This window comes from Streptomyces sp. NPDC006512, assembly GCF_040611935.1.
In the GTDB taxonomy this organism is placed as follows: domain Bacteria; phylum Actinomycetota; class Actinomycetes; order Streptomycetales; family Streptomycetaceae; genus Streptomyces.
This window is the reverse complement of the sequence record NZ_JBEXPG010000021.1, coordinates 57,879-82,252: the sequence shown is the minus strand read 5'-3', so window position 1 is coordinate 82,252 and position 24,374 is coordinate 57,879. Positions and strand designations below refer to the sequence as shown.

General features: G+C 73.2%; 21 protein-coding genes and 3 riboswitches. Of the genes, 12 read left to right on the top strand and 9 right to left on the bottom strand.

The genetic code is table 11. From position 1 onward, the window contains the following. Nucleotides 1–119: 119 nt before the first annotated feature. The 7 genes from ABZZ17_RS16800 to ABZZ17_RS16770 form a co-directional block, all read right to left on the bottom strand. On the bottom strand, nt 120–251 hold the full coding sequence (locus ABZZ17_RS16800; protein WP_356876584.1) for a hypothetical protein: 132 nt from the start codon (nt 249–251) through the stop codon (nt 120–122). Nucleotides 252–317: 66 nt separating this feature from the next. Then, nucleotides 318–538, bottom strand: a riboswitch (cobalamin riboswitch). Nucleotides 539–696: 158 nt separating this feature from the next. Beyond that, nucleotides 697–1,278, bottom strand: a complete 582-nt coding sequence (locus ABZZ17_RS16795) for a TMEM165/GDT1 family protein (protein WP_356876582.1) — start codon at nt 1,276–1,278, stop codon at nt 697–699. 213 nt (nt 1,279–1,491) lie between these two features. Beyond that, entirely contained in the window at nt 1,492–2,337 is an 846-nt protein-coding gene (locus ABZZ17_RS16790) for an ECF transporter S component (RefSeq protein WP_356876580.1), read from the bottom strand. Further along, a complete protein-coding gene (locus ABZZ17_RS16785; RefSeq protein ID WP_356876578.1) occupies nt 2,334–3,992 on the bottom strand; it encodes an ATP-binding cassette domain-containing protein in 1,659 nt (552 codons plus the stop codon). Before ABZZ17_RS16785 ends, ABZZ17_RS16790 begins: the two co-directional genes overlap by 4 nt. Beyond that, entirely contained in the window at nt 3,989–5,173 is a 1,185-nt protein-coding gene (locus tag ABZZ17_RS16780) for an energy-coupling factor transporter transmembrane component T (RefSeq protein ID WP_356876576.1), read from the bottom strand. Before ABZZ17_RS16780 ends, ABZZ17_RS16785 begins: the two co-directional genes overlap by 4 nt. 4 nt (nt 5,174–5,177) lie before the next feature. Next, nucleotides 5,178–6,155: a hypothetical protein gene (locus ABZZ17_RS16775; RefSeq protein WP_356876574.1), complete on the bottom strand. Its 978-nt coding sequence runs from the start codon at nt 6,153–6,155 to the stop codon at nt 5,178–5,180. Further along, nucleotides 6,152–9,313, bottom strand: a complete 3,162-nt coding sequence (locus ABZZ17_RS16770) for a prenyltransferase/squalene oxidase repeat-containing protein (RefSeq protein WP_356876572.1) — start codon at nt 9,311–9,313, stop codon at nt 6,152–6,154. The genes ABZZ17_RS16775 and ABZZ17_RS16770 overlap by 4 nt, the downstream gene beginning before the upstream one ends. 132 nt (nt 9,314–9,445) lie before the next feature. Then, nucleotides 9,446–9,515, bottom strand: a riboswitch (cobalamin riboswitch). Between the two features lie 162 nt (nt 9,516–9,677). Next, a riboswitch (cobalamin riboswitch) is annotated at nt 9,678–9,753 on the top strand. A gap of 146 nt (nt 9,754–9,899) precedes the next feature. Between ABZZ17_RS16770 and ABZZ17_RS16765 the strand changes: the two genes are divergently transcribed. Next, entirely contained in the window at nt 9,900–11,312 is a 1,413-nt protein-coding gene (locus ABZZ17_RS16765) for a hypothetical protein (protein ID WP_356876570.1), read from the top strand. Between the two features lie 61 nt (nt 11,313–11,373). Here the strand turns inward: ABZZ17_RS16765 and ABZZ17_RS16760 are convergent, their stop codons facing one another. Beyond that, nucleotides 11,374–12,639: an MFS transporter gene (locus ABZZ17_RS16760; RefSeq protein ID WP_356876568.1), complete on the bottom strand. Its 1,266-nt coding sequence runs from the start codon at nt 12,637–12,639 to the stop codon at nt 11,374–11,376. A 150-nt stretch (nt 12,640–12,789) separates the two neighbouring features. Here ABZZ17_RS16760 and ABZZ17_RS16755 point away from each other — a divergent pair, with 150 nt between their 5' ends. From ABZZ17_RS16755 to ABZZ17_RS16705, 11 genes are all read left to right on the top strand, one after another. Further along, nucleotides 12,790–13,827: an ABC transporter substrate-binding protein gene (locus ABZZ17_RS16755; protein WP_356876566.1), complete on the top strand. Its 1,038-nt coding sequence runs from the start codon at nt 12,790–12,792 to the stop codon at nt 13,825–13,827. Continuing rightward, nucleotides 13,817–14,962, top strand: a complete 1,146-nt coding sequence (locus ABZZ17_RS16750; protein WP_356876564.1) for an iron ABC transporter permease — start codon at nt 13,817–13,819, stop codon at nt 14,960–14,962. Before ABZZ17_RS16755 ends, ABZZ17_RS16750 begins: the two co-directional genes overlap by 11 nt. After that, nucleotides 14,959–15,756 (top strand): ABC transporter ATP-binding protein, encoded by a 798-nt coding sequence (locus ABZZ17_RS16745; RefSeq protein ID WP_356876562.1) that lies wholly within the window; start codon nt 14,959–14,961, stop codon nt 15,754–15,756. The genes ABZZ17_RS16750 and ABZZ17_RS16745 overlap by 4 nt, the downstream gene beginning before the upstream one ends. Nucleotides 15,757–15,767: 11 nt before the next feature. Beyond that, on the top strand, nt 15,768–16,610 hold the full coding sequence (locus ABZZ17_RS16740; protein WP_356876560.1) for a DUF364 domain-containing protein: 843 nt from the start codon (nt 15,768–15,770) through the stop codon (nt 16,608–16,610). Continuing rightward, on the top strand, nt 16,607–17,665 hold the full coding sequence (locus ABZZ17_RS16735) for a GHMP kinase (RefSeq protein ID WP_356876558.1): 1,059 nt from the start codon (nt 16,607–16,609) through the stop codon (nt 17,663–17,665). Before ABZZ17_RS16740 ends, ABZZ17_RS16735 begins: the two co-directional genes overlap by 4 nt. Further along, on the top strand, nt 17,586–18,662 hold the full coding sequence (locus ABZZ17_RS16730; RefSeq protein ID WP_356876556.1) for a pyridoxal-phosphate dependent enzyme: 1,077 nt from the start codon (nt 17,586–17,588) through the stop codon (nt 18,660–18,662). Before ABZZ17_RS16735 ends, ABZZ17_RS16730 begins: the two co-directional genes overlap by 80 nt. A 310-nt stretch (nt 18,663–18,972) precedes the next feature. After that, nucleotides 18,973–20,361 (top strand): sensor histidine kinase, encoded by a 1,389-nt coding sequence (locus ABZZ17_RS16725; RefSeq protein WP_356876554.1) that lies wholly within the window; start codon nt 18,973–18,975, stop codon nt 20,359–20,361. A gap of 1 nt (nt 20,362) precedes the next feature. Further along, nucleotides 20,363–20,770, top strand: coding sequence for a roadblock/LC7 domain-containing protein (locus ABZZ17_RS16720; RefSeq protein WP_356876552.1), 408 nt, complete (start codon nt 20,363–20,365; stop codon nt 20,768–20,770). Then, nucleotides 20,767–21,123 carry a DUF742 domain-containing protein gene (locus ABZZ17_RS16715; protein WP_356876550.1) on the top strand — a complete coding sequence of 119 codons (357 nt, stop codon included), beginning with the start codon at nt 20,767–20,769 and terminating at the stop codon, nt 21,121–21,123. Before ABZZ17_RS16720 ends, ABZZ17_RS16715 begins: the two co-directional genes overlap by 4 nt. Continuing rightward, nucleotides 21,104–21,727 (top strand): ATP/GTP-binding protein, encoded by a 624-nt coding sequence (locus ABZZ17_RS16710; RefSeq protein ID WP_356876548.1) that lies wholly within the window; start codon nt 21,104–21,106, stop codon nt 21,725–21,727. The genes ABZZ17_RS16715 and ABZZ17_RS16710 overlap by 20 nt, the downstream gene beginning before the upstream one ends. Next, complete coding sequence (locus tag ABZZ17_RS16705; protein ID WP_356876546.1) at nt 21,724–23,169, top strand: cytochrome P450; 1,446 nt, start codon at nt 21,724–21,726, stop codon at nt 23,167–23,169. The genes ABZZ17_RS16710 and ABZZ17_RS16705 overlap by 4 nt, the downstream gene beginning before the upstream one ends. Nucleotides 23,170–23,253: 84 nt before the next feature. Here ABZZ17_RS16705 and ABZZ17_RS16700 read toward each other — a convergent pair whose 3' ends face one another. Continuing rightward, complete coding sequence (locus ABZZ17_RS16700) at nt 23,254–24,285, bottom strand: hypothetical protein (protein WP_356876544.1); 1,032 nt, start codon at nt 24,283–24,285, stop codon at nt 23,254–23,256. Nucleotides 24,286–24,374 lie beyond the last annotated feature (89 nt).

The window sequence follows — 24,374 nt, the reverse complement described above, 5'->3', positions numbered from 1 at the left end:
CGCCGAGGCCCGTGCTCCGGCCGACAGGACGGCACGGCAGTGCCCGGCAGGACGCGACGTCCTGGGGCGGGCGCGACGGGGGGTGCCCGACGGAAGCCGGCAGGGGCTCGGCTCCGGGGCTACGGGGTGGTCGGCTCCGGGGCGGCGAACGCCGACGGGGCGGTGGCCGCACCCGTCACGGGCCCCGAGGCGCCCCGGTACTCGTCCGGGGTCCTGGAAACGCACCTCACGGTGGTGGTCCGGTCAGCCACGTCAACTCTCCTTCGCGAGTCGCGCCAGAAGGCCCCGGGGGTGCCCTCGGGACCACCGCACGGCGCATCGCCGTACGGCCAGCGGGCAGGTCTTCGGACTCGCGGGCGCGCCGCCCACTAGGGCGACACCTACTGGCCGTCGCTTCCCGGACCCGTTCGGGCCCAGTGCTCAATGACGGCGGTCGTTCCCACTCACCGCTGCGGGGCAGTCCCGGATTCCCACCGGGTTCCCTCTTACGACGCGTCCCGCCTGGTGGCAGGGGCGAACCAGCTGTGCCGACAGCCTACCCGTGACCACCCGGTGCCCGGCCCCCTCCGGTCCGGTCCGCCGCCGGGCGACGCCGAACGTGCGGACCACGACGCGAACGCACCCCCGGTGCCGCCCACTTGCGGAGCGGGGGACCGGCTCCTGGCCCGACTCCGGGGGCGGAGGCGGGCCACCGGGTCAGCCGGTGAAGGCCTCGACGAGGGTCCAGACGGCGAGAGCGGCCATGCAGAGCGCACCGATGCGCTGGACGGTCTTCAGCGGCACCTTCTTCGCGATGAACTGCCCTGCCACGAGGGCGAGTGCGGAGACGGACATCAGGGCGAGGGCCGAACCGATCGCGGTGGGGAGCCAGCCGTTGGCGGCGGCCAGGTTGGCGGTGGTGATCTGGGTCAGGTCGCCCCACTCGCTGATGAAGACGGCCGTGAACGCGGTGGTGTAGACGGGCCAGAAACCGGTCACGATCTTGCCGGCGCCGTCTTCCTCGTCGTCGTCCCCGCTGCGGAGCAGCACGAACGCACCGAAGGCGAACAGGGCGGCGGAGACCAGCTTGACGGCCATGTCGGGCAGCAGGGAGAGCAGGCTGCCGGCGCTCACGGCGATGGCGACGTGCACGATGAAGGCGGTCGAGGTGCCGAACCACACGTACAGGGGCCGCATACGGGTGCCCATGGCCAATGAGGCGAACATGGTCTTGTCAGGCAGTTCGGCGAGGAAGATCAGCCCGAAGGCGGTGAGGATCGCCACAGGGTCGAGGGACATTCCGGGGTCTTTCTGCTGGGGCCGGGCCTCAGGCTCCGTCGGCACCCGTGCTGGGCGATGGGAAGAACCACTCGGCCCGGCACAACGAAGCAGCCCACATGGTCATGTGGGCCTGGTCATGCCGTAGCCGAAGGTCTCGTCCGCCCAGAATGCAGGGCCCGGTGGCCGGGATGCCCAAGGACATCCAGTGTGTCGACCAGCGGTATCGCAGGACTACTCCCCTTCGCTCCCACCACTGTAACCCCCCGGCCGGGATCCCCGGTCAGGGGGTTCGAAGCGGACCGGTGCCTGGAAGCGGGCCTTGCGGGCGGCGCGGCGGAACACGGTCAGCACGGCGGGGCCGGCCAGGCAGACGCAGACGAAGTTGGTGACGGCCCGGCCGGTGTCCCAGCCGAGGGAGGTGGCCAGGTCGAAGGCGAGGTACCGCTGGAACTGCTCGGTGAAGGGCAGGCCCGGCAGGTAGGCGACGGAGCTGTTGGGGTCGAGGGAGAACGGCCAGAAGGAGAGGTTCAGGAGGAACCCGAAGAGATACCCGGACATCGATCCGTAGACCGCGAGCATCGCGACCTCCTTGCGGCCCGTGGCCCGGGGGAGGAAGCCGGCGAGCATGCCGACGAAGGCGCAGCCGAACATCTGGTATGGCATCCAGGGCCCCACCCCGCCCGTGATCAGGGCGGAGGCGAACAGGGACGTGCAGCCGAGGGTGAAGCCGAAACCGGGGCCGTACACGCGCCCGGCGAGCACCAGGATGAAGAACACCGTCTCGATGCCGGCCGTGCCCGCGCCGAGCGGGCGGACGGCCGCGTTGACGGCCGACAGGACGCCCAGCATCGCCAGGGCCTTGGAGTTGATGCCGCCCTCGGCGATCTCCGAGATGACCACGCACAGCACGATGACCAGCAGCACGCCGAAGATCAGGGGCGGGGCGTAGTGGGAGCCGAACTTGCCCGGAGCGACGAGGAACGGCCAGAAGAACGCGACGACCCCGAGGAACGCGGCCATGGCGATGACGATCCCGGCCCGCGCGTTGATCCGGATGGCGGCGGCGCGTGCGGTCATGAGGCCGGGTCCGTCTCGTCGGCGGGAAGGGCCGCCGCCACCTGGGCGACCGTGAGGTAGGGGAGGGGGGCGAGGATCTTGGCCGTCTGGGGGGCGAAGACGGGGGAGGCGACGATGACCTCGCTGGTGGGGCCGTCGGCGACGACCTCCCCCTCGGCCATCACGACGACCCGGTCCGCGGCCCGCGCCACGAATTCCACGTCATGGGTGGAGATCACGACCGCCCGCCCTTCGGCGGCGAGGCCGTCCACGATCCGGATGAGCTCGCTCTTGGCGCGGTAGTCGAGTCCGCGGGTGGGTTCGTCGAGGAGCAGGACGCGCGGGGCCGCCGCGAGCTGGATCGCGAGGACCAGGGCGAGCTTCTGGCCCTCGGAGAGGTCGCGGGGGTGGGTGGCGCCGGGGATGCCCGGCGCCAGCCGGTCCAGGATGCTCCGGGCCGACGCGGTGGCCGCCGACGTCACGCCGGACTCGGTGTCGGCCTGGTCGAGCTCCTGCTCGACGGACTCCAGGTAGAGGAGGTCGGTGGGGGTCTGCGGGACCAGGCCGACCAGGCCGCGGGCCGCTGCCGCGGACAGCTTCTGCGGATCCCGCGGCGTGGAACCGGCGGGACCTCCGACGGCCACGGAGCCCGCCTTGCGCGGCCCCGAGCCCTGGAGGGCCCACAGGAGGGAGGACTTCCCCGATCCGTTGCGGCCCATGAGCGCGGTGATCTCGCCGCCGTGCAGGGTCAGGCCGACCTCCCGCACCGCCGGTACGCCGTGGTACGCCACGGTGACGCCGCGAGCCGTGAGGAGCACCGGCCGGCCGGCCGGGGGCGCGGGCCGGACCGGCGGGGGCGTGCGGTCGGTCAGCCGGGTGCGCAGCGGGGCGGCGGCGCGTCGGGCGTCGCGGACGGACAGCGGCAGCGGGGACCAGCCCGCGGTCCGGCCGAGTTCCACGACGGGCGGCGCGATGGAGGACGTACGGAAGATCTCGGCGGGTGCCCCGGAGACGACGAGGCCGTCCCCCGGCAGGTGGATGACGCGGTCGGCGTACTGGACCACTCGCTCCAGCCGGTGCTCGGCGAGCAGGACGGTCACGCCCAGGTCGTGGACGAGGCGGGTGACGGCGGCCAGGACCTCCTCGGCCGCGGTGGGGTCCAGCGCCGAGGTCGGCTCGTCCAGGACCAGGACGCGCGGATGGGCGGTCAGCACGGAGCCGATGGCCACCCGCTGCTGCTGGCCACCGGAGAGCTCGTGCAGGGCGCGGTGGCGCAGGTCGGCCAGCCCGAGCAGATCGAGGGTCTCCTCGACGCGCTTGCGCATCGTGGCCGGCGGCACCGCCAACTGCTCCATCGCGTACGCGAGTTCCTCCTCGACGGTGTCGGTGACGAAGCCGTCGAGCGGGTCCTGGCCCACGACCCCGACGACGTCGGCGAGTTCACGGGGCGGGTGCCGGGCGGTGTCACGTCCGTCGACGAGGACGCGGCCGGACAGGGTGCCGCCGGTGAAGTGCGGGACGAGGCCGTTGACGGCGCCGAGCAGGGTGGACTTGCCGACGCCGGTGTGGCCGACGACGAGGCACAGCTCGCCCTCCTCGACGGTCAGGTCCACGTCGCGGAGAACGGGTCCGGCCGTGTCCTCGTACTGGACGGTGACCTGGTCGAAGGTGATCACTTGGGTTCCTCGGTGCGCTGTGCGGGTACGGCCGCCCGGGCGGGCGGGCTCGGGGGCGGTGCCAGGAACCCGGCGGTGCCCGCGAGGAGGACCGCGGCCGCGGGTACGAGCGGCAGGGTGGGCCAACTGAGCGGATAGATGGAGGGGTTGAGCTCGGCGGCGTTGAAGCCGACGTTCGTGAACAGCAGGACGGCGGAGAGGACCCCGCATCCGGCGACGGCCCATTCGGCGAAGCGCCAGGGATCGGGGCGGTACGTGGTCCGGGTGACGCGGCGCCCGCCCAGGCGCAGGCCGGCGAAGCACAGCAGCGCGCCCGCGCCCATGGCGGGCAGGCCGAGCAGCTTGGGGGCGGTGGCGTCGAGGAGGCCGTACGCCCCGGCGCACAGTCCGCACATGCCGAGCAGCATGAGGGCGCCGGTGGCGCGGCGGGAGCGGCGGGTGGCCGTGCCGGCGCGGCCGTAGCCGCGGGAGTCCATGGCGGCGGCCAGGCGCAGCGAGCGCTCCAGGGCGTCTTCGAGTACGGGGACGACGATCCCGCGCAGGGCCCGGAGGCCCTTGGAGCGGCCGGCCCGCAGCCGCTTGGCGCGGTGCACGCGCTGGACGCTCTGCACCAGTTGGGGCGCGACGCTGATGGACACGGTGACGGCGACGCCCAGCTCGTAGAGGGCTCCGGGCAGGATCCGCAGGGCCCGTTTGGGGTTGGCGAGGGTGTTGGCGGCGCCGATGCAGCACAGCATGCAGGCCAGGCGCAGCCCGTCGGTCGCGGCGGAGAGCAGCGCCTCCAGGGAGACGGGGCCGCCGAGCTGGATCCCGGCGTACCAGTCGGGGGTGGGGATGTGGGGGAGCGAGAACAGGAAGTGGTCGCGCGGGGTGATGCCGGTGGCGAAGACGGCACGGAAGAGCACCCGGATCGCGACGACGGTGAGGGCGAGGTAGAGGTAGTACTTGAAGCCGCGGGCCCAGGGGGCTTCGGTGCGGCGCATGGTGATGACGTAGCCGAGGACCGCGAGGACGAGGAAGAGCAGCAGCGGGTTGTTGGTGCGGCTGACGGCGGTGGCGAGGGCGAGCGCCCAGATCCACCAGGCGACCGGGTGCAGGGTGCGGGGCAGACGGCGGCCGCCCGCGTCCGGCGCGGGGCCGGATACGGGCGGCTTGGCCGCGGCCGTGGTGGTGCGTGACACGCGGCTACTCCGTACGACGGCGGCGCTTGGCCGCGTACACGGCGGCGGCGCCGATCAGCAGCACCAGCGCTCCCGTGGCGACGGCGGGCAGGTACGAGCCGGCGTCGTGCTCCGCGTCGGCGGCGGGCGCCGCGTCGACGACCTGGGGACCGGGGGCGGGCGCGGCGGCCGCTGCCGGAGCCGAGGGGGTCGGCGACGGCGAGGGCGTGCCGGTCGCGGTGGGCGGGGGCGGGGCGCTCTCGGAGGCCGTCGGCGAAGGGCTCTCCGCGGTCGGCGGGGCCGGTGTCGGGGTCGGGGACGGAACCGTCCGGGCGGCCGGCGGATCGGCCGGCGGCGGGTTCTCCGGCCTGGGGCCCGTGTTGACGTCCGGGGGCAGGGGTGCCGCCGTGCGGGTGTCCTTCGGCACCGGCCGGCTGCCGCCGGCCGGCTGGGCGTTCTTGGCGCGCAGCTGGTCGGGCGTCACCCTCGGACGCCCCTCGGTGCCCTCGATGTTCGTGCCGCCGAAGACCCACAGGTCGACGCTGCCGGGCTTCGGCTTGTAGAGCATGGCGCCGAGCTGGCTGTACTCCCAGGTGTTCTGGCCGGGGTTCGCGTGCCAGTACGACCAGTAGGCGGAGGCGGGCGGGGTCAGGACGCAGTCGTCCTGCTGCGGGGTCGGGTACTGCCGGCCGCCCTGGTGGCCGCTGTAGCCGATGCGGCAGATGAACGCGGGGCCGTCGTGGCCGGTGCCGGTGGTGGCCCAGCCGCCCTGGTTGAGGAGTTCGTAGCCGGTGGTGGGCGTCGTACCGCACGAGCGGTAGACGGGGCCGCCCCAGTGGCTGAAGTCCACGGCGAGGACGACGCCGGAGGAGGTGGTGCACTGGCCCATCGGCTGCGGGGCCGCCCCGGCCGGGGCCGCGGTGGCGGCGAGGGCCGCCACCGTCAGCCCGAGCGCGGCGGCCGCACGGGCCAGGGCGCGCGGCAGTACGCGGTTGCCGTTCACGCGCGGCCTCCGGTGGTTCCGCTGCGGCGCTTCGCGGCGCGGGTGACGCCCCAGCCCCCGAGGACCAGGACCACGGCCGCGGCGGCGAGGCCGCCGACCTGGGCGCCGGTGGAGGCGAGGACGCCGCCCGGGGCGGGGGCCGGGGCGGAGCCCGAGCCCGAGCCCGAGCCGCCGGCCGTTCCGCCGGAGGTACCTGTTCCGCCGGAGGTGTTCGTTCCGCCCGAGATGCTGGTTCCGCCCGAGGTGTTCGTCCCTCCGGAGGTGTTCGTCCCGCCGGTCGAGCCCGTCCCGGCGGTCTCCTCGCCCGGGGTCACGATCACGGGACCGGAGGAAGAACCGGAGGACGAGCCGGCCGTGCTTCCTGTGGTTCCGCCAGTGCCGCCGGTGGTGCTTCCCGTAGTGCCGCCGGTGCCACCGGTGGTGCCGCCCGTGGTTCCGCCAGTGCCACCAGTGGTTCCGCCAGTGCCGCCGGTCGTTCCGCCGGTCGTGCCGCCCGTGGTGCTGGGGACGGGCTCGGGGGTGGTGCCGTCGAGACTGCGGGTCAGGGTGCCGAAGGAGATGCCGGTGGTGCCGCTGATGGCCTGGGTGGAGGCGCGGACGTCGGAACCGGGCTGGCTGTCCTTGGCGACGTTGAAGCCGCCGTCGGTGTTCTGCTGGCTCGCGAGGAACGCGCGGGCCTTGGAGATCTCGGCCCCGTACTTCCGCGCGTCCAGCGAGAGACCCTGGATCGCGAGGGCGGCGGAGTTGACGGAGTTCCCGGACGCACCCTTGAAACCGCCGTCCTCCTTCTGCTGCGCCGCGAGCCAGGCCAGTGCCTTGTCCACGGCCCGCTGCGAGTCGGCGTCGGGCAACAGGTCCACGGTCATGGCGGCCATGGCGGTCGAGTCGACCTCGGTGGCGCTGGGTTCGCCGATCAGGCTGACCCAGCCGCCGGAGGGGTCCTGGAGGCTCTTGAGGTAGGCCATCGGCTCGGCCGCGGCCGCCGTCTCACCGGCGCGGATCTGCGCCATGATGCCGAGCGACTGCTTGAAGACGGAGGTGGCGTACGCGTAGTTGCCCTTCGCCGCGCACTCCTGGCGAGTCGAGGTCTTGGCCTGGCAGGTGATCTTGGAGAGCGAGGCGATCAGGTCCTGGCCGCCGAAGTTCCGGGGATCGCGGCCCACGGCCTCGGCGAGCACGGCCACCTTGCCGATCGAGCCGCCGCTCGCGTACTTCGTGCCGATGAGGGTCCAGTCGTGGATGCCCCGGTTCTGGCCGTCCCGGCCGCCCTTGTCGAGGAAGTCGACGATGTTGCGCAGCGTCGCGTCGTCCCCGCCGGTGGCCGCGAGGGCGTAGGCGCCGTCGATGGTCATGCCGTAGTCGGCACGGCGCCCGCCCGGCTCGCTCTCGTAGAAGCGGCCCTGGATCAGGCGTGCGGGGCCGGTGAGGTACGTCACGCCCTTCTTGACGTCCGGTCCCTCACCCGGCGGGACCGGCGGGGTGGGGCCGGTGGGCGTGGGCGTGGGCTTGGGTTCGGTCGGCGTCGGCGTCGGCGTCGGCGTCGGGGTCGGGGTCGGGGTCGGCGTCGGGGTCGGCGTCGGCGTGGGGGTAGGCGTGGGTGTCGGCGTCGGGTCGGTCTTGCCGGTGGTCAGCGCGACCAGGTCGCTCTTCGCCCCCGCCACGACGACGGGGGTGGTGCCGAACACGCGCGATTCGGTGTCGTCCTCCTCGAAGCCGAAGCCGCCCTCGGGGAACTGGTGCCGGGACAGCCAGGAGGTGCCGGCGTCCGCGTGGCCGGTGTCGCCGAGCGCCCGCAGGGCCTGCGCGGCCCAGCCGGTGGAGTTCGGGCTGCCCGTGGTCATGTACGCGGCGGAGGGCCAGGAGCCGGTCGCCAGCTGGGACTTCTTGAGGTAGGCGCGGGCCTTCTCGACGGCGGCGTCGTGGCCGCCGGCCCGCTTGAGGGCCAGGGTGATCAGGCCGGTGGAGGCGGCGTCGCTGTCGCACCAGCCGCCGGAGCGGATGAGGATGCCGGTGAAGCCGCCGTCCTCGCACTGGAGGCCGGTCAGCCGGTTCACGGCGTCGGCGGGGGGCGTCACGCCGCCGTTCAGCAGGGCGATCACGGCCATCGCCTGGGCATCGGACTGGCCCGTCGTGCGGAAGTCACCCTTGGTGAGGCAGCCTTCGACGGTGTCCCCGTCACCGATGTCCCTGGGGCAGACGTACTTGACCAGGTCCCCGAGCAGGTCGTGCCCGCCGAAGGCGCGGGGGTCCTTCCCCGTGGCCTCGGCGACGAGTGCCAGCCGGGCGGCGGCGGTGGCGTCGGGGATCCCGTCCTTGCCCGCCGGGTAGGCGTACGCGTCCGTCTCCGCGGGCGTGGCGAGGAAGTCGGCCGCCTTCCGGGCCGCCGGGTTCTTCCTGTCGGCGGCGGCCAGCGCGTACACGACCTCGGTGGTGAGGAAGTGGTTCGGGGTGGTGGAGCCCTCGTCGACGACGCGCTCCCCGTCCGTCAGCTTCCCGGTGAGCCAGCGGGTGGCGGCGGCCACGTCGACCCCGCCCGGGGGCACCGTCGGAGGTCCGGTCGGACCGGTCGGGTCCGGCGAGGGGGAACCGCCTCCGGCGCGCACGTCGTCGGGGGAGAAGGAGGGTTTGCCCGAGGTGCCGCCGATGTCCGTGCCGCCGAACACCCAGGCGTCGACGTCACCGGGCTTCGGGGTGCGCGACATGGCGCCGAGGGGGCTGTAGGTCCAGCTCTTCTGACCGGGCGAGGCGATCCAGTACGACCAGTAGGCGGTGGCCTGCGGGGTGAGGACGCAGTCCTCCTTGTCCGGAGTGGGGTACTCCGTACCGGTGTTGAAGGAGCCGGTGCCTATCCGGCAGATGAACCCGTCACCGTCGTGGACGGTGCCCTTGGTGGTGAAGCCCCCCGTGTGCAGGAGCTCGTACCCGGTCGTCGGGGTGGTGTCGCAGCCGCGCTCGACCTTGCCGCCGAAGGGGCCGAAGTCCACTGCGACGACTGCGCCGTTGGCCGCGGTGCACTGGTCGAGCGGATCTGCGTTCGCGGACGAGGGAACCGTGACGAAGGCCACTCCCGACCCGAGCGTCAGGAAGGCCGCGGTCACGAGGGAGAAGAACCGCCGTCTCGTTCCCGACTGCCGTTTCGCCTGCTGTTCGGTCCCCACCGCGGCCCCTCGTCTCTGCCGGGCGGCTGCGCACGTGGCGAGGAACCCCCGCACGGCTCTCGGGCCATGGGGAGGCTGCGACGACCACACCGCAATCCGCGACGGCGTTCTTCGTACTGTGACCCGGCCCCAGGCAATCCGGCTCGCCCGGACGTACCGGGCCTACGGTTGCGGGTCAGCGCCGGAATTCGACCGGCTTCCCCTGGTGCTGAGCAGTTATCAGCCGGAGTGCAACACGGATCCCGACGACGCGTCAAGGTGGCATGAGTCTCAGCCGACCGATCCTGGACCGCCGCGGTCCGCCCCCGGAAGCGGAGGCTGGCGGTCCCCTGACCGCTCGGGTAGCGTCCTGGGCTGCCACATGGGGGAATCCGGTGCGATGCCGGAGCTGACGCGCAGCGGTGTGGAACGGCGGGGGCCGTTTCCGAGCCCGAATGCCCATACGGCGATGCACCACAGGAAGCCGTACCACGCGTTCCGGACGGCGGTTCCCCGGCCTTGCCCTGCCGTGCCCCGAGCTCCGTGCGCGGTGACGCGCGGCGTGAGCGGGGAGGGACCGGCGTCCGCCGATTTCCAGGAGCAGGCCATGTCCCGTCCCCGTACCTCCCGCCGCCTCGCGCTGGCGGTGCCCGCCGCGCTCGGCGCCTTCGCCCTCACCGCGCTGCCCGCGTCCGCGACCTCGTCGCCCGCGCAGATCTCCACGTCCAAGACGAACGGTGTCGCCTACCTCAAGTCGCTCCAGGCGGCGGACGGTTCATATGCCGGCTCCGGACTGTCCAACGAGTGGGCGTTCACCGCCTTCGCCGCGGCCGGTACGGCCGTCGTCGACGTGGCGCCGGGCGGGGACACGACGAAGAACGCCCGGACCGTCTACCGCAACCTGCTGTCCACGGCGGGCTGGCCCTCCGGCGCACCGGTGGTCACCGACTACGAGCGCGCCGCCCTGAACGCGTACGCCGCCGGCATCGACCCGGCCCGCGTCTCGGCCTCCCGCAACCTCGTGGCGCACGTCTACTCCTACTGGCAGACGGCCGAGGCGGGCTACTTCGGTCCGTCCGGGAACTTCAACGGCACCGTTTTCGCGGCCCTTTCGCTCGGCGGAGCCAAGACGCAGGCCGGCGGCGCCCGCGTCCCGCAGGCCCTGACCGACTCGATGGTCACGCGCATCCGCGCCAACCAGCACGTGGACGGCGGCTGGACCTACAACAAGGCCGAGGGCAACCCCACCGTCCTGAACTCCGCGAGCGACGTCGACATGACCGGCGCCGCGATGGCCGCGCTCTGCGTCTCCGGCGTCCCGAACACCGACGCCGACGTCGTCCAGGCCAAGAACTTCCTGAAGAGCAAGCTCGTCGCCAACTCCGGTGCCTTCAACTCCCTTTACGGCGTCAACACCAGCTCCAACGGCTGGGGCGTCGCCGGCCTCAACGCCTGCGGCATCAACCCGCAGACCGGGGACTTCCTCACCGCCAACGGCAAGACCCCGATCGACTTCCTGATCGCCAACCAGTACAACCCGGCGGGCGGCTTCAAGTACAAGCCGTCCGACACCGGCCCGACCGCCTACGCCTCCATCGACGCGCTGCGCGGCGTCGTCGGCGGCGGCTTCACCGCCGCCCCGCCGGTCCCGGTCACCCCCGGCGCCCCGCAGTGGGTCGCCCAGTCGACGTTCACCGCGGGCACCGCCACCAAGCTGGCGCTGACCGTCGACGACGGCGCCGGCAACCTCAAGGTGTGCTCGGTGGCGTTCACGCCGACCGGGACGACCACCACCCTCGGCGACGTCCTGGCCGCCGCCACCAGCGCCGCCACCCCGTCGGGCTGCGTCACGGGCGTGACGCCCTCGTCGGGCACCGGCACGATCACCGCCGTCAACGGCAAGGCCAACAGCGGCGCGAACACCTGGAAGGTCAGCGTCGACGGCTCGGCCTTCGCCGGCGCCCTGCGCGAGAAGGTCATCAACGTGGGCGACACCATCGCTCTGCGCTGGGGCGCCTGACCCCGGCGGGCGGGCGGCCCCGGCACGGGGCCACCCGCCCGTGGCGCGGCGGCCGCCGCGGTCAGTCCGTCGGCGCCGGGGCCGCCCGCGCGAAGTGGCGGGCGGTGGGCACGAGCGCCGCGGCGGCCGGTACGAGGAAGCAGGCGGCGGCGCACACGGCGAGTACGGCGGTGACCCCGAACGCGTCGATGGCCGGGGCGATCAGGGCCAGGCCGACCGGCGCCAGACCGTAGGACACCAGGAAGTCCAGCGAGGAGACGCGGGCGAGTTTGTCCGGGGCGGCCTCCCGCTGTGTCGCCGTGAACCAGGGCACGTTGAACAGCTCGATGCCGATCCCCGCCACCGCGTACGCGGCGACGACCACGACGGGGTGCACGGGCAGCACGAGGCTCAACGGTGCGAAACCGTACGCGGCCAGACCGGCGAAGGCGGCCCAGCCCTGGGAACGCGGGCGCAGGCGGGCGATGATCAGGGCCCCGCCCAGCGCGCCCACCGTGTAGGCGGTCATGGCGGCGGCCAGCACCCACTCGGTGCCGTAGCGGTCCCGGCTGATCAGGGGCAGCGCGACGCTGGTGGCGGAGTACCCGAGGCCGATGACCGCGACGAGGGCCCCGAGCCCGGCGAGGAACCAGGGGTGGCGGCGCGCCTCGCGCACCCCCTCCAGGAACTCGGCGCGGAATCCGGCGCGCGGCGCGGGCCCGGCGGCCGGGTCCGCCGCGGTGGCGGCCCCCTTGCCGGGGACGAGCGCGGCGACCAGCCAGAGCACGCCGATGCCGAGCAGCAGCGTCCGGATGTCGAGGAAGGCCGCGAGCAGCGCGGTCAGGGCGGGGCCGGCGAGCGTGGAGCCGCGTACCGCCAGGGTCAGGGCGGCGTTGGCCTGCTGACGGCGCCCGGGCTCGACGGTTTCGGCGGTGAGCGCCTGGAACGCCGGGCGGCAGGCCCCCTGTCCGGCGCCCGCGAGCGCGGCGGCGGCCGTCATCAGGACCAGTGAGCGGCCGAGTCCGGCGGCGAGGAGGGGCGCGGCGACCGCCGCCGCGAGGGCCGACCAGAGGACGACCGCGCGGCGGGAGTGCCGGTCGGCCAGCACGCCGCCGACGGAGACGGCGGCGAGGAAGCCGGCGGTGCGGGCGGCGAGGACCAGGCCGAGTCCGGCGGCGCCGAGGTCGCGGTGCAGTACGGCGAGCCCGAGGACGAAGGGCAGGGCCCAGGTCGCGAGACCGGAGGCGGTGGTGCCGGCCCACAGGCGCAGGAACGAGGGGTCGCGGAGGACCGAACGGGGCTGTGGTGTACCGGACTTGGCCGGTATCGGTGCGGGTGTGGTGGTCACGGTGTGGCTGCTCCTCGGAGACGGGGTGCGGTGCGGCGGCGGACACCCCGGGGGTCGTTAATGAAAATGATTACCGTTACAGTACCCTTCGAATCGCTGCACTCCTGCCCGGTGCACGACAACGCCCACGCCCACAGACCGGAGAACCCCATGCGCCACCCCGTCCGCCTCGGCATCGCCCTGACCGTCGCCCTCGCCACCGCGGGCTGCTCCGCCGCCGCCTCCGGCGAAGGCCCCGGCCCGGACTCCGCACCCGCCGCCCGCGCCTCTGCCGAGGCGGCCTCCGTCACCAGCTGCGGCCGGCGGCTCTCCTTCGCCGGACCGCCCGAGCGGACCGTCACCCTGGACCAGACCTCGACCGAGACCCTCCTCGAACTCGGGCTCCAGGACCGGATGGCGGGAACCGCCAACCTCAAGACCAAGGTCCCCGCCCCGTACGAGGCCGCGTACGCCAAGATCCCGGTCATCGCCCCCAAGATCGCCACCGGTGAACAGCTGCGCACCGCCACACCCGACTTCGTCGTCGCCGGATCCACGGACCTCTTCGCCAAGGACCGGGCCGGCACCCGCGAGGAGCTGGACACCCTCAAGGTCCCCACCTTCGTCAGCGCAGTGGACTGCCCGCAGCAGAACCCGCCCGGCACGACCCCCTTCGAGCTCCTCTTCTCCGACTACGAGAACCTCGGCAAGGTCTTCGGCGCCGAGGAGCGGGCCGGCAGGCTGGCCGCCGACCAGCGCGCCGCGGTCGCCAGGGCCGGGGAGAACGCCGCGAAGGTTCCCCGGGGCGCGGACCAGCCGACCGTGGTCTACCTCTACTCCGTCTTCAACGGCATGCCCTACGTCGCCGGCCGGACCGGCCTGCCCAGCGAGATGAGCCGGATCGTCGGCGCGAAGAACGCCTTCGACGACGTCGAGGAGGACTGGCCGGAGGTCTCCTGGGAGGAAGTCGCCGAACGCGACCCCGACTTCATCGTCATCGGCGACCTGTCGGAGCGCGGCCGCCCCGGCGACAGCGCCGCCGAGAAGCGCGCCACGATGACCGGTCACCCGGTGATCTCGAAGCTGGCCGCGGTCCGCGACAACAAGATCCTCGAAGTGCCCGGCATCGAGCTGGACCCCTCGGTCCGCTCCGTACACGCCCTGGGTCTGCTGGCCGACGGCATGAAGGACCTCGGGCATGTCCGCTGACCCGCCCACCCGGAGGGGACCGGCGGACCTCCTGCTCCCGACGGCCCGCGGGCGCACGGCCGCGGGGGACTCCCCCCGGCCCGTGCCCGCCGGATCCGCCCGTACGGACGGGCGCCCCGGCCGGTCCGCGGCAGCCCGGACGGCCCTCTTCCTCCTCGCCGCGGCGGCCCTGGCGGGCTCGGTGGCGGCCGCCGCGCGCATCGGCACCGCCGATGTGGGCTGGAGCGGGCTCGCCCGCGTCCTCGGTACCCATCTCGGCCTGGACGTGGCGCCGTTGCCGCCCCTGCTGGACTCCCTCATCTGGGACCTGCGGCTGCCGCGCGTCCTGATGGCCGCCCTCGTCGGCGCCTCGCTCGCCGTGTGCGGCACCGTGCTCCAGGCGGTCACCCGCAACGCCCTGGCCGACCCCTACCTGCTCGGAGTCTCCTCGGGCGCGTCGGCGGGAGCCGTCACCGTCGTCGTCCTCGGGGTCGGCGCGAGCACCCTCGGCGTCACCGGCGGCGCGCTCGCCGGCGCGCTGCTCTCCTTCGGACTCCTCCTGCTGCTCCTGCGGCGCACCGGGCTGGACTCGGTCCGCATCGTCCTCACCGGTGTCGTCGTCGGCCAGCTGTTCACCGCGCTGACCTCGCTCGTCCTGATGGCCTCCGCGGACGCCGACACCACGCGGGCCGTCACCCACTGGCTGCTGGGCTCGATGGCACCGGCCCGCTGGGACACCGTCGTCGTCTGCGCGGTCGTCACCCCGCTGGGGCTGGCGGCGGCGTGGCTCTGCTCGAACGCCCTCGACGGGCTCGCCTTCGGCACCGACACCGCCGCGTCGCTGGGGATCGGCGTACGGCACACCAGGACCCTGCTGCTGGTGGTCACGGCCGCGCTGACCGCGGTGGCGGTGGCCACCGTCGGGGCCATCGGCTTCGTCGGGCTGATCGTCCCCCACGGCGTGAGGTTCCTCGTCGGGCCGCTGCACCGCGTGCTGCTGCCCCACGCGGCGCTCGCGGGCGCGGTGTTCCTGGTGTGGACGGACGCGCTGGCCAGGATCGCCTTCGCCCCCCGCGAGGTACCCGTCGGCGTGATCACCGCCCTGCTCGGCGTACCGCTCTTCCTCCTCGTCCTGCGCAGGAGGGGTGAGCTGTGAGGATCACCGCGGAAGAACTGAGCTGGTCGGTCGCGGGCACGCCGGTCGTACGCGCGGTCAGCGCGGACATCGCCCCCGGCGAGACCGTCGGACTGCTCGGCCCCAACGGCTCGGGCAAGTCCTCGCTCCTGCGCTGCCTGGCCGGGCTGCGGCCACCCGACTCGGGCACGGTCCGGTACGACGGCGAGTCCGTACGTCACTGGAGCGCGCGCCGCATCGCCCGCCACGTCGCCTTCGTCGAACAGGACTCGGGCCCCGACAGCGATCTGCGCGTCGCCGAAGTCGTGGGCCTGGGGCGGACCCCGTTCCGCGACCGCTGGCGCGGAGCCGACGCCACCGACCGGGCGGTGATCACCGCCGCACTGGAACGCGTCGGACTCACCGCGCTCGCCGGCCGCTCCTGGAAGGCGCTCTCGGGCGGCGAACGGCAGCGTGCCCACATCGCCCGCGCCCTGGCCCAACAACCGTACGGGCTCCTCCTCGACGAACCCACCAACCACCTCGACGTCAGACACCAGCTGGAGCTGATGGAGCTGCTGACCGCCACCGGACAGACCGTCCTGGTCGCGCTGCACGACCTGTCGCTCGCCGCCCGGTACTGCGACCGGCTGCTGCTCCTGCACCACGGCCGCCTCATCGCCTCCGGCACCCCCGCCGCCGTCCTGACGGCCGAACGCCTCGCCGAGGTCTTCGAGGTGGACGCCGAACTCACCACCGACGCCCTCGGACACCCCGCGGTCACCTACCGCGGGCCGCTCGGCCCCCCGCTCCCCGCACCCCGACCCGCTCCGTGAAGAGGAACGCCATGACCCGCACACATCCCGCCCCCGCCCGGACCGTCGACGGCCTCCTCGAAGCCGTCCTCGCGGGCGAACACGGCCCGCTCCCCTCCACGCTCGTCGCGACCAGCGTGTTCTGGATCCACCACGGCACCCGCCTGGCCGGCGGCGACACCACCTACCTCAACCAGTACGTCCTGGTCCGCCTCGGCGGCTCCTTCGGCGGCTGCGCCTTCGAAGCCGGCGAGACCGACCCCTCCGTCTGCCGCGACTCCTCCGGCACCCCGCTCGACGTCCTGCTCCGCGAGGCCCCCCGGCCGCTGCGGATCGCCGCCCTCGACGCCTACCTCAGCGAGACCCGCCCCCACCGCCTGGCCGGCGAGGCGGGCGACGCCGAACCCGTCACCCTGCCCGCCGGGACCCCGGAAGTACGGGCCAAGGCCCGCGACGCCGCCATCGCCGGCCTCCTGGACATCGAGGAGGGCGCGAAGGTCGGCCTCATCGGCGTCGTCAACCCGCTCGTCGCGGCGATCCGCCGACGCGGCGGCGAACCCCTGCCCTGCGACTTCAACCTCAAGGCCACCCAGTGGGGCGACCCCGTCACCGACGACATGCACCAGGTACTGGAGACCGCCGAAGCCGTCGTGGCCACCGGGATGACCCTGAGCAACGGCTCGTTCGACACCATCCTCGAACGCTGCCGGAGCCGGGACGTCCCGCTGATCGTCTACGCACAGTCCGGCAGCGCCGTCGCCCGCGCCTTCCTCGGCTCGGGCGTGACCGCCCTGTCCGCGGAACCCTTCCCCTTCTCCCAGTTCAGCGCCGAGGAGACGACCCTGTACCGCTACCGGACGGCGGGCGGCGCGTGATCCCCGCCGGCCGCCCGACGGCAGCCGCCGCCGGTGACCTCCCCACCGGCACCGGCCACGCGCCCTGCCACCACGGCGAGCTCCTCCAGGGCGTCTTCCTCGACGGCGACGGACGCCGGTGCGCCGGCCTGGTCACCCTCCCCATGGCCGGCCCCGGCAGCAGCGCCGAGTTCCTCCGCCGGCCCGGGACGGAGCCCGGGGCGCTCACCGTCCGGCCGGCCGGCCGGACGAAAGCCGCGCGGGCCGCCGCGCTCGCGGTGGCGCACTGCGCGGAGCGCACCGGTCAGCCGCCCTGCGGCGGGGAGCTGCGGCTCACCGGTGACGTCCCGGTGGGCCTGGGCATGGGCAGCTCCACCAGCGACGTCATCGCCACCGTGCGCGCGGTCGCGGACTCCTACGGCCGCCGGCTCGCCCCCGACACGATCGCCCGGCTGGCCGTGCGGGCGGAGCTGGCCAGCGATCCGCTGATGCTCGACGCCCGCCCGGCCCTGTTCGCCCAGCGGGAGGGCCGGGTCCTGGAGGTCCTCGGCCCGGCCCTGCCCCCGCTGGTCGTGGTGGGCTGCGCCCTGGGCGGCGGCGCGCCCGTGGACACCCTGTCCCTGCCCGTGCGGCCGCCCGCCGAGACCGCCGACGACGACGTGCGGGCCTACGAGCGGCTGCGCACGCTGCTGCGGCGGGCCGTGGCCACCGGCGACGTACCGCTGCTCGGCGAGGTCGCCACCGCCAGCGCGTGGCGCGGCCGGCAGGCGCTCGGCCACCCCGAGTTCGACGCACTCACCTCGATCGCCCGCCGGGCCGGAGCGGTGGGCGTGCAGATCGCGCACAGCGGTTCGGTGGCGGGCGTGCTCTTCGACCCGGCGGCGCCGGGCCTGCGGTACCGCGTGCGCAGCTGTCTGCGCGCCCTGGATTCCCACGGCATCCCCGCCACCCGCACCTTCACCACCTCCACCTCGACCTCGACCAAGGAGATCCCCGATGGACCAGCACGTGGCGGAGGCCGTCGGCCGGCCGGACCTGATACGTCTCGACGACCGGCTCGTCTGCCTGCGCTTTGAGACGATGAAGGTGGTCTCCGCGCTCGCCGCGGTCCGCCACCTGCTGGAGACCGGTGCGGTACGGCGCGGGGACACCCTGCTCGACAGCTCCAGCGGCATCTACGCGTACGCCCTCGCCCTGGCCTGCCACCGGCACGGCATGCGGTGTCACATCGTCGGCTCCACGACGGTGGACCACACGCTGCGCACCCAACTCGCCGTGCTCGGGGCGACGCTGGAGCAGATGGCGCCCTGCGCCGACCTCAAACTCGACCAGAAGCGGCGCGTCGAGCGGGTCCACGAGATCCTCACCGCACACCCCGAGTACCACTGGATGCGGCAGTACCACGACGACATCCACTACCTCGGGTACCGCGCGGTCGCCGACCGGATCAGGGAGGCGACCGGCGCGGACGGACTCACCGTCGTCGGCGGCGTCGGATCGGGGGCCTCCACCGGCGCCCTCGCCCGCTACCTGCGGGGCGGCCCCGCGCACCCCGAGGGCCCGGCCGACGTCCAACTCGTCGGCGTCCAGCCCTACGGCAGCGTCACCTTCGGCGCGGAACACGTTCCCGACCCCGAGATCATCATCGCCGGGATCGGCAGCTCCATCCCCTTCGGGAACGTCTCCCACGAGCTGTACGACACCCTGCACTGGATCTCCTTCGACGCCGCGCTGGCCGGCGGCGTCGACCTGCTGCGGCGGCACGCGGTCTTCGCGGGCCTGTCGGCCGGAGCCGCCTACCTCGCCGCCCGCCACGAACGCGACCGCGCCCCCGGGCGGACGGTCCTCTTCATCGCCGCCGACACCGGACACCGCTACGTCGACACCGTCTACGCCCGGCACCGCGAGGCCGCGCGGATCGCGGACCTCGCCCCGCACGAGGTGTCCGACCAGAGCCGGCTGGCCCTGCCGTGGTCCCGGATGCCCTGGAACCGCGCCCCGGGGCGGCTCCCGGGCACGGCCACGGGCCATGACGAGCAGGCGCCAGAATCTGATCGGTTCATTGCATCTTAGGGGCGGCGACTGGTCGTTTTATGGGCCCGGAATGACCGGTGCAGGCTGTCCTTAACGCAAGGTCACATGGCGAACCCGAACTGACTATGCTCCCCGAGTGTTGCGCTGCGCTCACAGCGAGTCATGGACGCTGGGTGCGCGCGGACGGGGCGCCTTTCGGCGCATCGCATCACCTCAGTCCGCTCATTTCAGACTGTATGGGGACCCCCTGATGGTTCGTGCAGGTGCAATTTCCAGACGCCGGCCAACTGCGGTTGCCCGGGTATGGCTGCTCCCTCCCGGAGTTCTGGCCGGAGCTTCCGCCATAGCGTTGCTCCTGTCACCCGCACAGATATGGACAACGGTCGCCTGGTGCGGACTGGCCGCGGTCGTCCTGACGGCCGTCACCTCGGCCGAGACGGCGCGCCGGTTGCAGTCGGCGCAGGCGGCCCGCCACGCGCAGGCCAATGCCGAGGCGTACGAGTACCACGCGCGGCGCGAGGCCGCGTTGCTCGGTCGCCTGGCCGATCAGCGGGCCACCACCGTCTGGCTCGCCGAAGAGCTGCTCCCCGCGGCCGTCGCCCGTCTCCAGAAGGGCGATCCCGCCTCGGACATCCTCCAGGCCGTCAGCTTCGGGAACCACCTCGACGACGAGTTCACGGAAGCGCTCAGGGGAGCACTGCAAAAGCTCCTGGAGGCCGTGGAGGCCGAGGAGTACACACGGGACTCCTCCCAGCGGGCACTCGTGGCGGTCGCGCGCCGGGTCCAGGCGATCGTGCACCAGCTCGCCAAGGACCTCCACGCCATGCAGATCCTCCACGGTACGGACGTCGTCGTGTCCCGGGGCCTCCAGGACATCGACCACCGCAACGCGCTGATCGGGCGCCTCGCGGCCAGCATCGCGGTCCTGGGCGACGCCCGCCCCGGACGCCAGTGGTCGAAGCCGATCCCGCTCTACGACGTCCTGCGCGGGGCCATGTCACGCATCGTGGACTACCCCCGCGTGAAGCTGCAGGCGGTGGCCGAGGTGGCCGTGATCGGCCCGGGCGCCGAACCGCTCATCCACCTGCTCGCCGAACTGCTCGACAACGCCACGACGTTCTCGCCGCCGCACACCCCGGTGGAGGTCACCGCCAGCGAGGTGCCCTCCGGCATCGCGATCGAGATCGAGGACCGCGGGGTCGGACTCACCGAAGAGGTCCGGCAGCACGTCGAACGCGTCATGGCGCAGTCGGCGTCGGGCATCCAGCTGTCGGGCCTCGGCGAGGTCACCCAGCTCGGACTCCCCGTCGTCAGCCGGCTGGCGCGCGAGCACGGCTGCGAGGTCGACCTGCGCACCTCCGCCTACGGCGGCGTACGGGCCGTCGTACTCGTTCCCAGGCGCCTGATCACCACGGTGCCGCAGCCCGTCGTGCGGGTCCAGGAGCCCGGCCGCAGGAGGCGCGCGGGCGGTCCGGTCCTGCCCCGCCCGACGCCGGTGCGCAACGTCGTCCCGGACCCCGTCGAGGTCAGGCAGACCGTCAACGGACTGCCGCAACGACGACGGGAGTCGCCCGTCCCGAAGCCGGTCGTACTGGCGACCCCCACGCCCCCCGCCGCTCCGGCCTCCCGGGGCAATTCCCGCCAGCCGGGTCTGATGTGGGAGGCGTTCAACGGCGAGAAGCGATCCCTCGCCGACCCTTCCACTCCACACAGCGAGCCGTCAGATGAGGTCGAGTAACATGCAGCCACTGCCGAACATGGACTGGATGCTCAAGGAGCTCGTGGGCGGCGTCCCGTACGTGCGACACGTGGTCGTCCTGTCGTCGGACGGCCTGTCCATCGGACAGGCGAACACGGCGCCCGACACCGCCGACGCGATCGCCGCGGCCTGCTCCGGCATCCAGAGCCTGGCGAGGGCCATCGCGCAGATGTTCCCGCACGGGGACGGCTCCACGCGGATGGTCGGGATCGAGGCCGACGGCGGGTACTTCTCCCTGATGGCCGCCGGACCCGGCGCCTACCTCGCGGTGCTGGCCGACGAGGAGGTGGACGCCGGACTCCTGGGCGACCGCATGCGCACGTTGGTGGTCAGGATCGGCCAGCACATGACGAGCCCGCCTCGTGAGGACGTCGGGCAGGCGATGTGACATCAGAGAACCAGGACCCATGGGATGAAGGCACCCCCGTTCCGCTCTACGTCATTACCGGCGGCCCGGGCTCCGCGGCCAAGACCTTCGACCTGGTCACCCTCATCGCGTCGAGGTCCGAGCCCGAGCCGGCGATGCAGCCCGAGCAGGCCGCCATCCTCTCCATGTGCACGTACCCGCTCTCGGTGGCCGAGCTGTCGGCGTACCTCAGCCTCCCGTTCAGCGTCGTCACCGTGCTGCTGTCCAAGCTCGTCGAGGACGAGCGGCTGGAGGCCATCGCACCCGTGCCCGTGGAGGCATACCCCGAACGCGGCCTGCTGGAGGCGGTGATCCATGGACTACGCAAGCTCTGACGCACTGGAGGCCGGCCCGCGCGACCCCGACGTGCTCCTGCCCCACGGCGCCAGGGGAATCAAGGTCGTGATCGTCGGAGGCTTCGGAGTCGGCAAGACGACCATGGTGGGGGCGGTGAGCGAGATCCCGCCCCTCACCACCGAGGAGACCATGACGCAGGCAGGCGTCGGGATCGACCACAACCCCGGCGCCGAAGGCAAGAACACCACCACCGTCGCGATGGACTTCGGGCGGATCAGCATCAACCAGGAGCTGATCCTGTACCTGTTCGGGACCCCGGGACAAGAACGCTTCTGGTTCCTGTGGAACGGCATCTTCGAAGGCGCGCTCGGCGCCGTGGTCCTCGTCGACACCCGCCGGATCGAAGTCTGCTTCGAGGTCATCACCCGTCTCGAAGACCGCCGCGTCCCGTTCGTCGTGGCCGTCAACACCTTCCCGGAAGCCCCGCAGTACCCCGTACCGGACCTGCGCACAGCTCTGGCCCTCAGCGAATCCGTGCCCATCATCACCTGTGACGCACGGGACCGGGCGTCCTGCCGCGACGCCCTGCTCTCGCTGATGGTCTACCTGTGCACCCTCGCCGCCGCCCAGGAGACCGCATGACCGTTCCACCCGCCGAACACGCCACCGCGCAGCCCGGGCCGGTCCCGCCCCCGGGCTGCCCGGCCCACACCGCCACGGGCACCGGCGGAGCCACCCGCCTCTACGGCGCCGCCGCCGCGACGGACCCCATGGGCCTGTACGAGGAACTGCGGGCCGCCCACGGCCCGGTAGCGCCCGTCCTGCTCGACGGCGACGTGCGCGCCTGGCTCGTCCTCGGGTACCTGGAGAACCGCGACGTGGCCAGCCGCCCCACCCAGTTCTCCCGCGACCCCCGCGTCTGGCACGGCTGGCGGAGCGGGGAGATCGACCCCGCCACGTCCCCGCTCGTACCGATGATCGGCTGGCGTCCCGACTGCGTCTGCGCGGACGGGGAGGAACACCAGCGCCTGCGCGGCGCGGTCACGGCCGGCCTCAGCCAGTTCGACCACCGCGGGGTCCGCCGGCACATCACCCGCTTCGCCCACCAGGTGATCGACACCTTCTGCGAGCGCGGCGAGGCCGAGCTGGTGGGCCAGTTCACCGAGCACCTGCCCATGCTCACCCTCACCCACCTGCTCGGAATGCCGGACGAGTCCGGACCCAGGCTCGTGCACGCCGCCCGTGACCTCTTCAAGGCCACCGAGACGTCACTCGCCAGCAACGCCTACGTGCTGGAGGCCCTCGCACAGCTCGTCATCGCCAAACGTGCCCGCCCGGGGCACGACATCGCCTCCGCGCTGATGGCGCACCCCGCCAACCTCACGGACGAGGAGGTCCAGCACCACCTGCGCCTCATCCTGCTCGCGGGCTACGAGACGACGGCCAACCTCATGTCCAACGTCCTGCGGATGGTCGTCACCGACCCGCGGTTCCGCGGCTCGCTGGCCGGCGGCCAGATGACCCTGCCCGAAGCCGTGGAGCAGGTCCTCTGGGACGAGCCGCCGCTGATGGTGTGCCCGGGCCGCTGGGCCAACGGCGACACCGTCCTCGGGGGACAGCAGATCAGGGCGGGGGACATGCTCCTGCTGGGCCTGGCCGCCGGGAACGTCGACAAGGCGATCCGCCCGGACGCGTCGGCGCCGGTGCACCACAACCGTGCGCACCTGTCCTTCAGCGCCGGTACCCACGAATGTCCCGGGCAGGACATCGGCCGCATCATCGCCGACACCGGCATCGACATCCTGCTCACCCGGCTGCCCGACGTGCGCCTCGCCGTGCCCGAGGAGAGCCTCACCTGGCGTTCCTCCACCTGGGCCCGGCACCTGACGGCACTGCCGGTGAGCTTCGCCCCGCGCCATCCCCAGCCCGACGAGGTACCGGCCCCGCTTCCGGCTCCCCCCGCGCAGAGCGGCGGGATGCCGTCGGCTCCGCCGTCGCCGGTGCCCGGCCACGGGGCGGCGCACCGGTCCGGGCCCCGTGTCTCGTGGTGGACGCGCGTCAGGCGGCTCCTGGGCGGGCGGTAGGAGCGGCGGCCGCACCGAACGCCACGGCCGGGGGTGCCGACGGGGCTCCGTCGGCACCCCCCGTCGTGGCCGCCCCCGCCGCCGTCACTGCGGGTAGGGGCCGTCCGCGGAGGCGTAGCGGGGTGCCCCGGTGTACCAGGCGTGGAGGCCGGAGAGGAAGCCGCAGGCCCCCCGGAGCCACGTCTCCAGCTCGGTCCGCTCGTCGTGGTGCAGCCCGGCCTGCCGGACGAGCCGGGGCAGGTCGATCCGCCGGAAGTGCTCGAAGTCCCGCAGGCGGGCGTTCACCAGGTTGAGGGCGGCGGGTACGGCCTCGTGGAGGCCGATGCCCAGGGAGGTGCCGACGACGAGGACGAGGTTGTTGACGTCGTGTTCCTCGTGCACCTCCCGTTCGTAGGAGGCGATGTCGTTCGCCAGGCCCATGAAGTCCATGAAGGCGTCGAGCAGGCCGCGCACGGTCCGGGTGTGCAGTATCCGCTCGGGTATTCGCGCGCCGGTGGACAATTCGACGGAATAGGGAGCGGTATGGGCGGCGAAGCTCTCGCGCCGGAACGGAGCGTAGTCGATCAGGTGGGGAACGTGGCCGCTGCGGCTGTTGGCCAGCTCCTCGACCCCGGCATCGACGTATCTCGCCAGCGCCCGGTTGAACTCGTGCCGCCAGTGCGCCAGCCTCGGGGGGAAGAGGCGTAGTTGCAGGTCGGCGATCCCCCGCTCGACGGCATTCGTCGGCTCAGGCAGCCGGGCGCCGAGCTCCGGCCGGAGGAAGGCGTGCAGCCGGTCGGTGAAGGCCCGCGCACCCGGGAGGTCACCGGTCTGCTTGAAGGCGGAAGCGAAGTAGTCGTCCCAGGCCAGGGCCCAGACGTTGAACCGGTGGTTGAGGCGGAGCTCGGCGAGCGGGGCGTCGGGCAGGGTCCAGGCGGTCAGCTGGTCGACGGTCATGGCGTGGAACTTGGACCGGGTCCATATCGCACGGCGGGCCGACGGCCCCCCGTAGCCGTCCAGCATGCCCATCTCGCGCGCCCAGGACTCGCTCTCCTCGTGCAGGGCGGGCAGGTGCGGATTCACCCGCAGCGGATAGGGCATCCACAGCCGGGGGACCTCGACGGCACGCACCGTCATGGGGACCAGCCTCCTTCACACCTCGCTGTTGGGGGCTCGGGCACGTCTTCGGAGGGCACGTCCTCGGGGTGCACGTCCTCGGGGTGCAC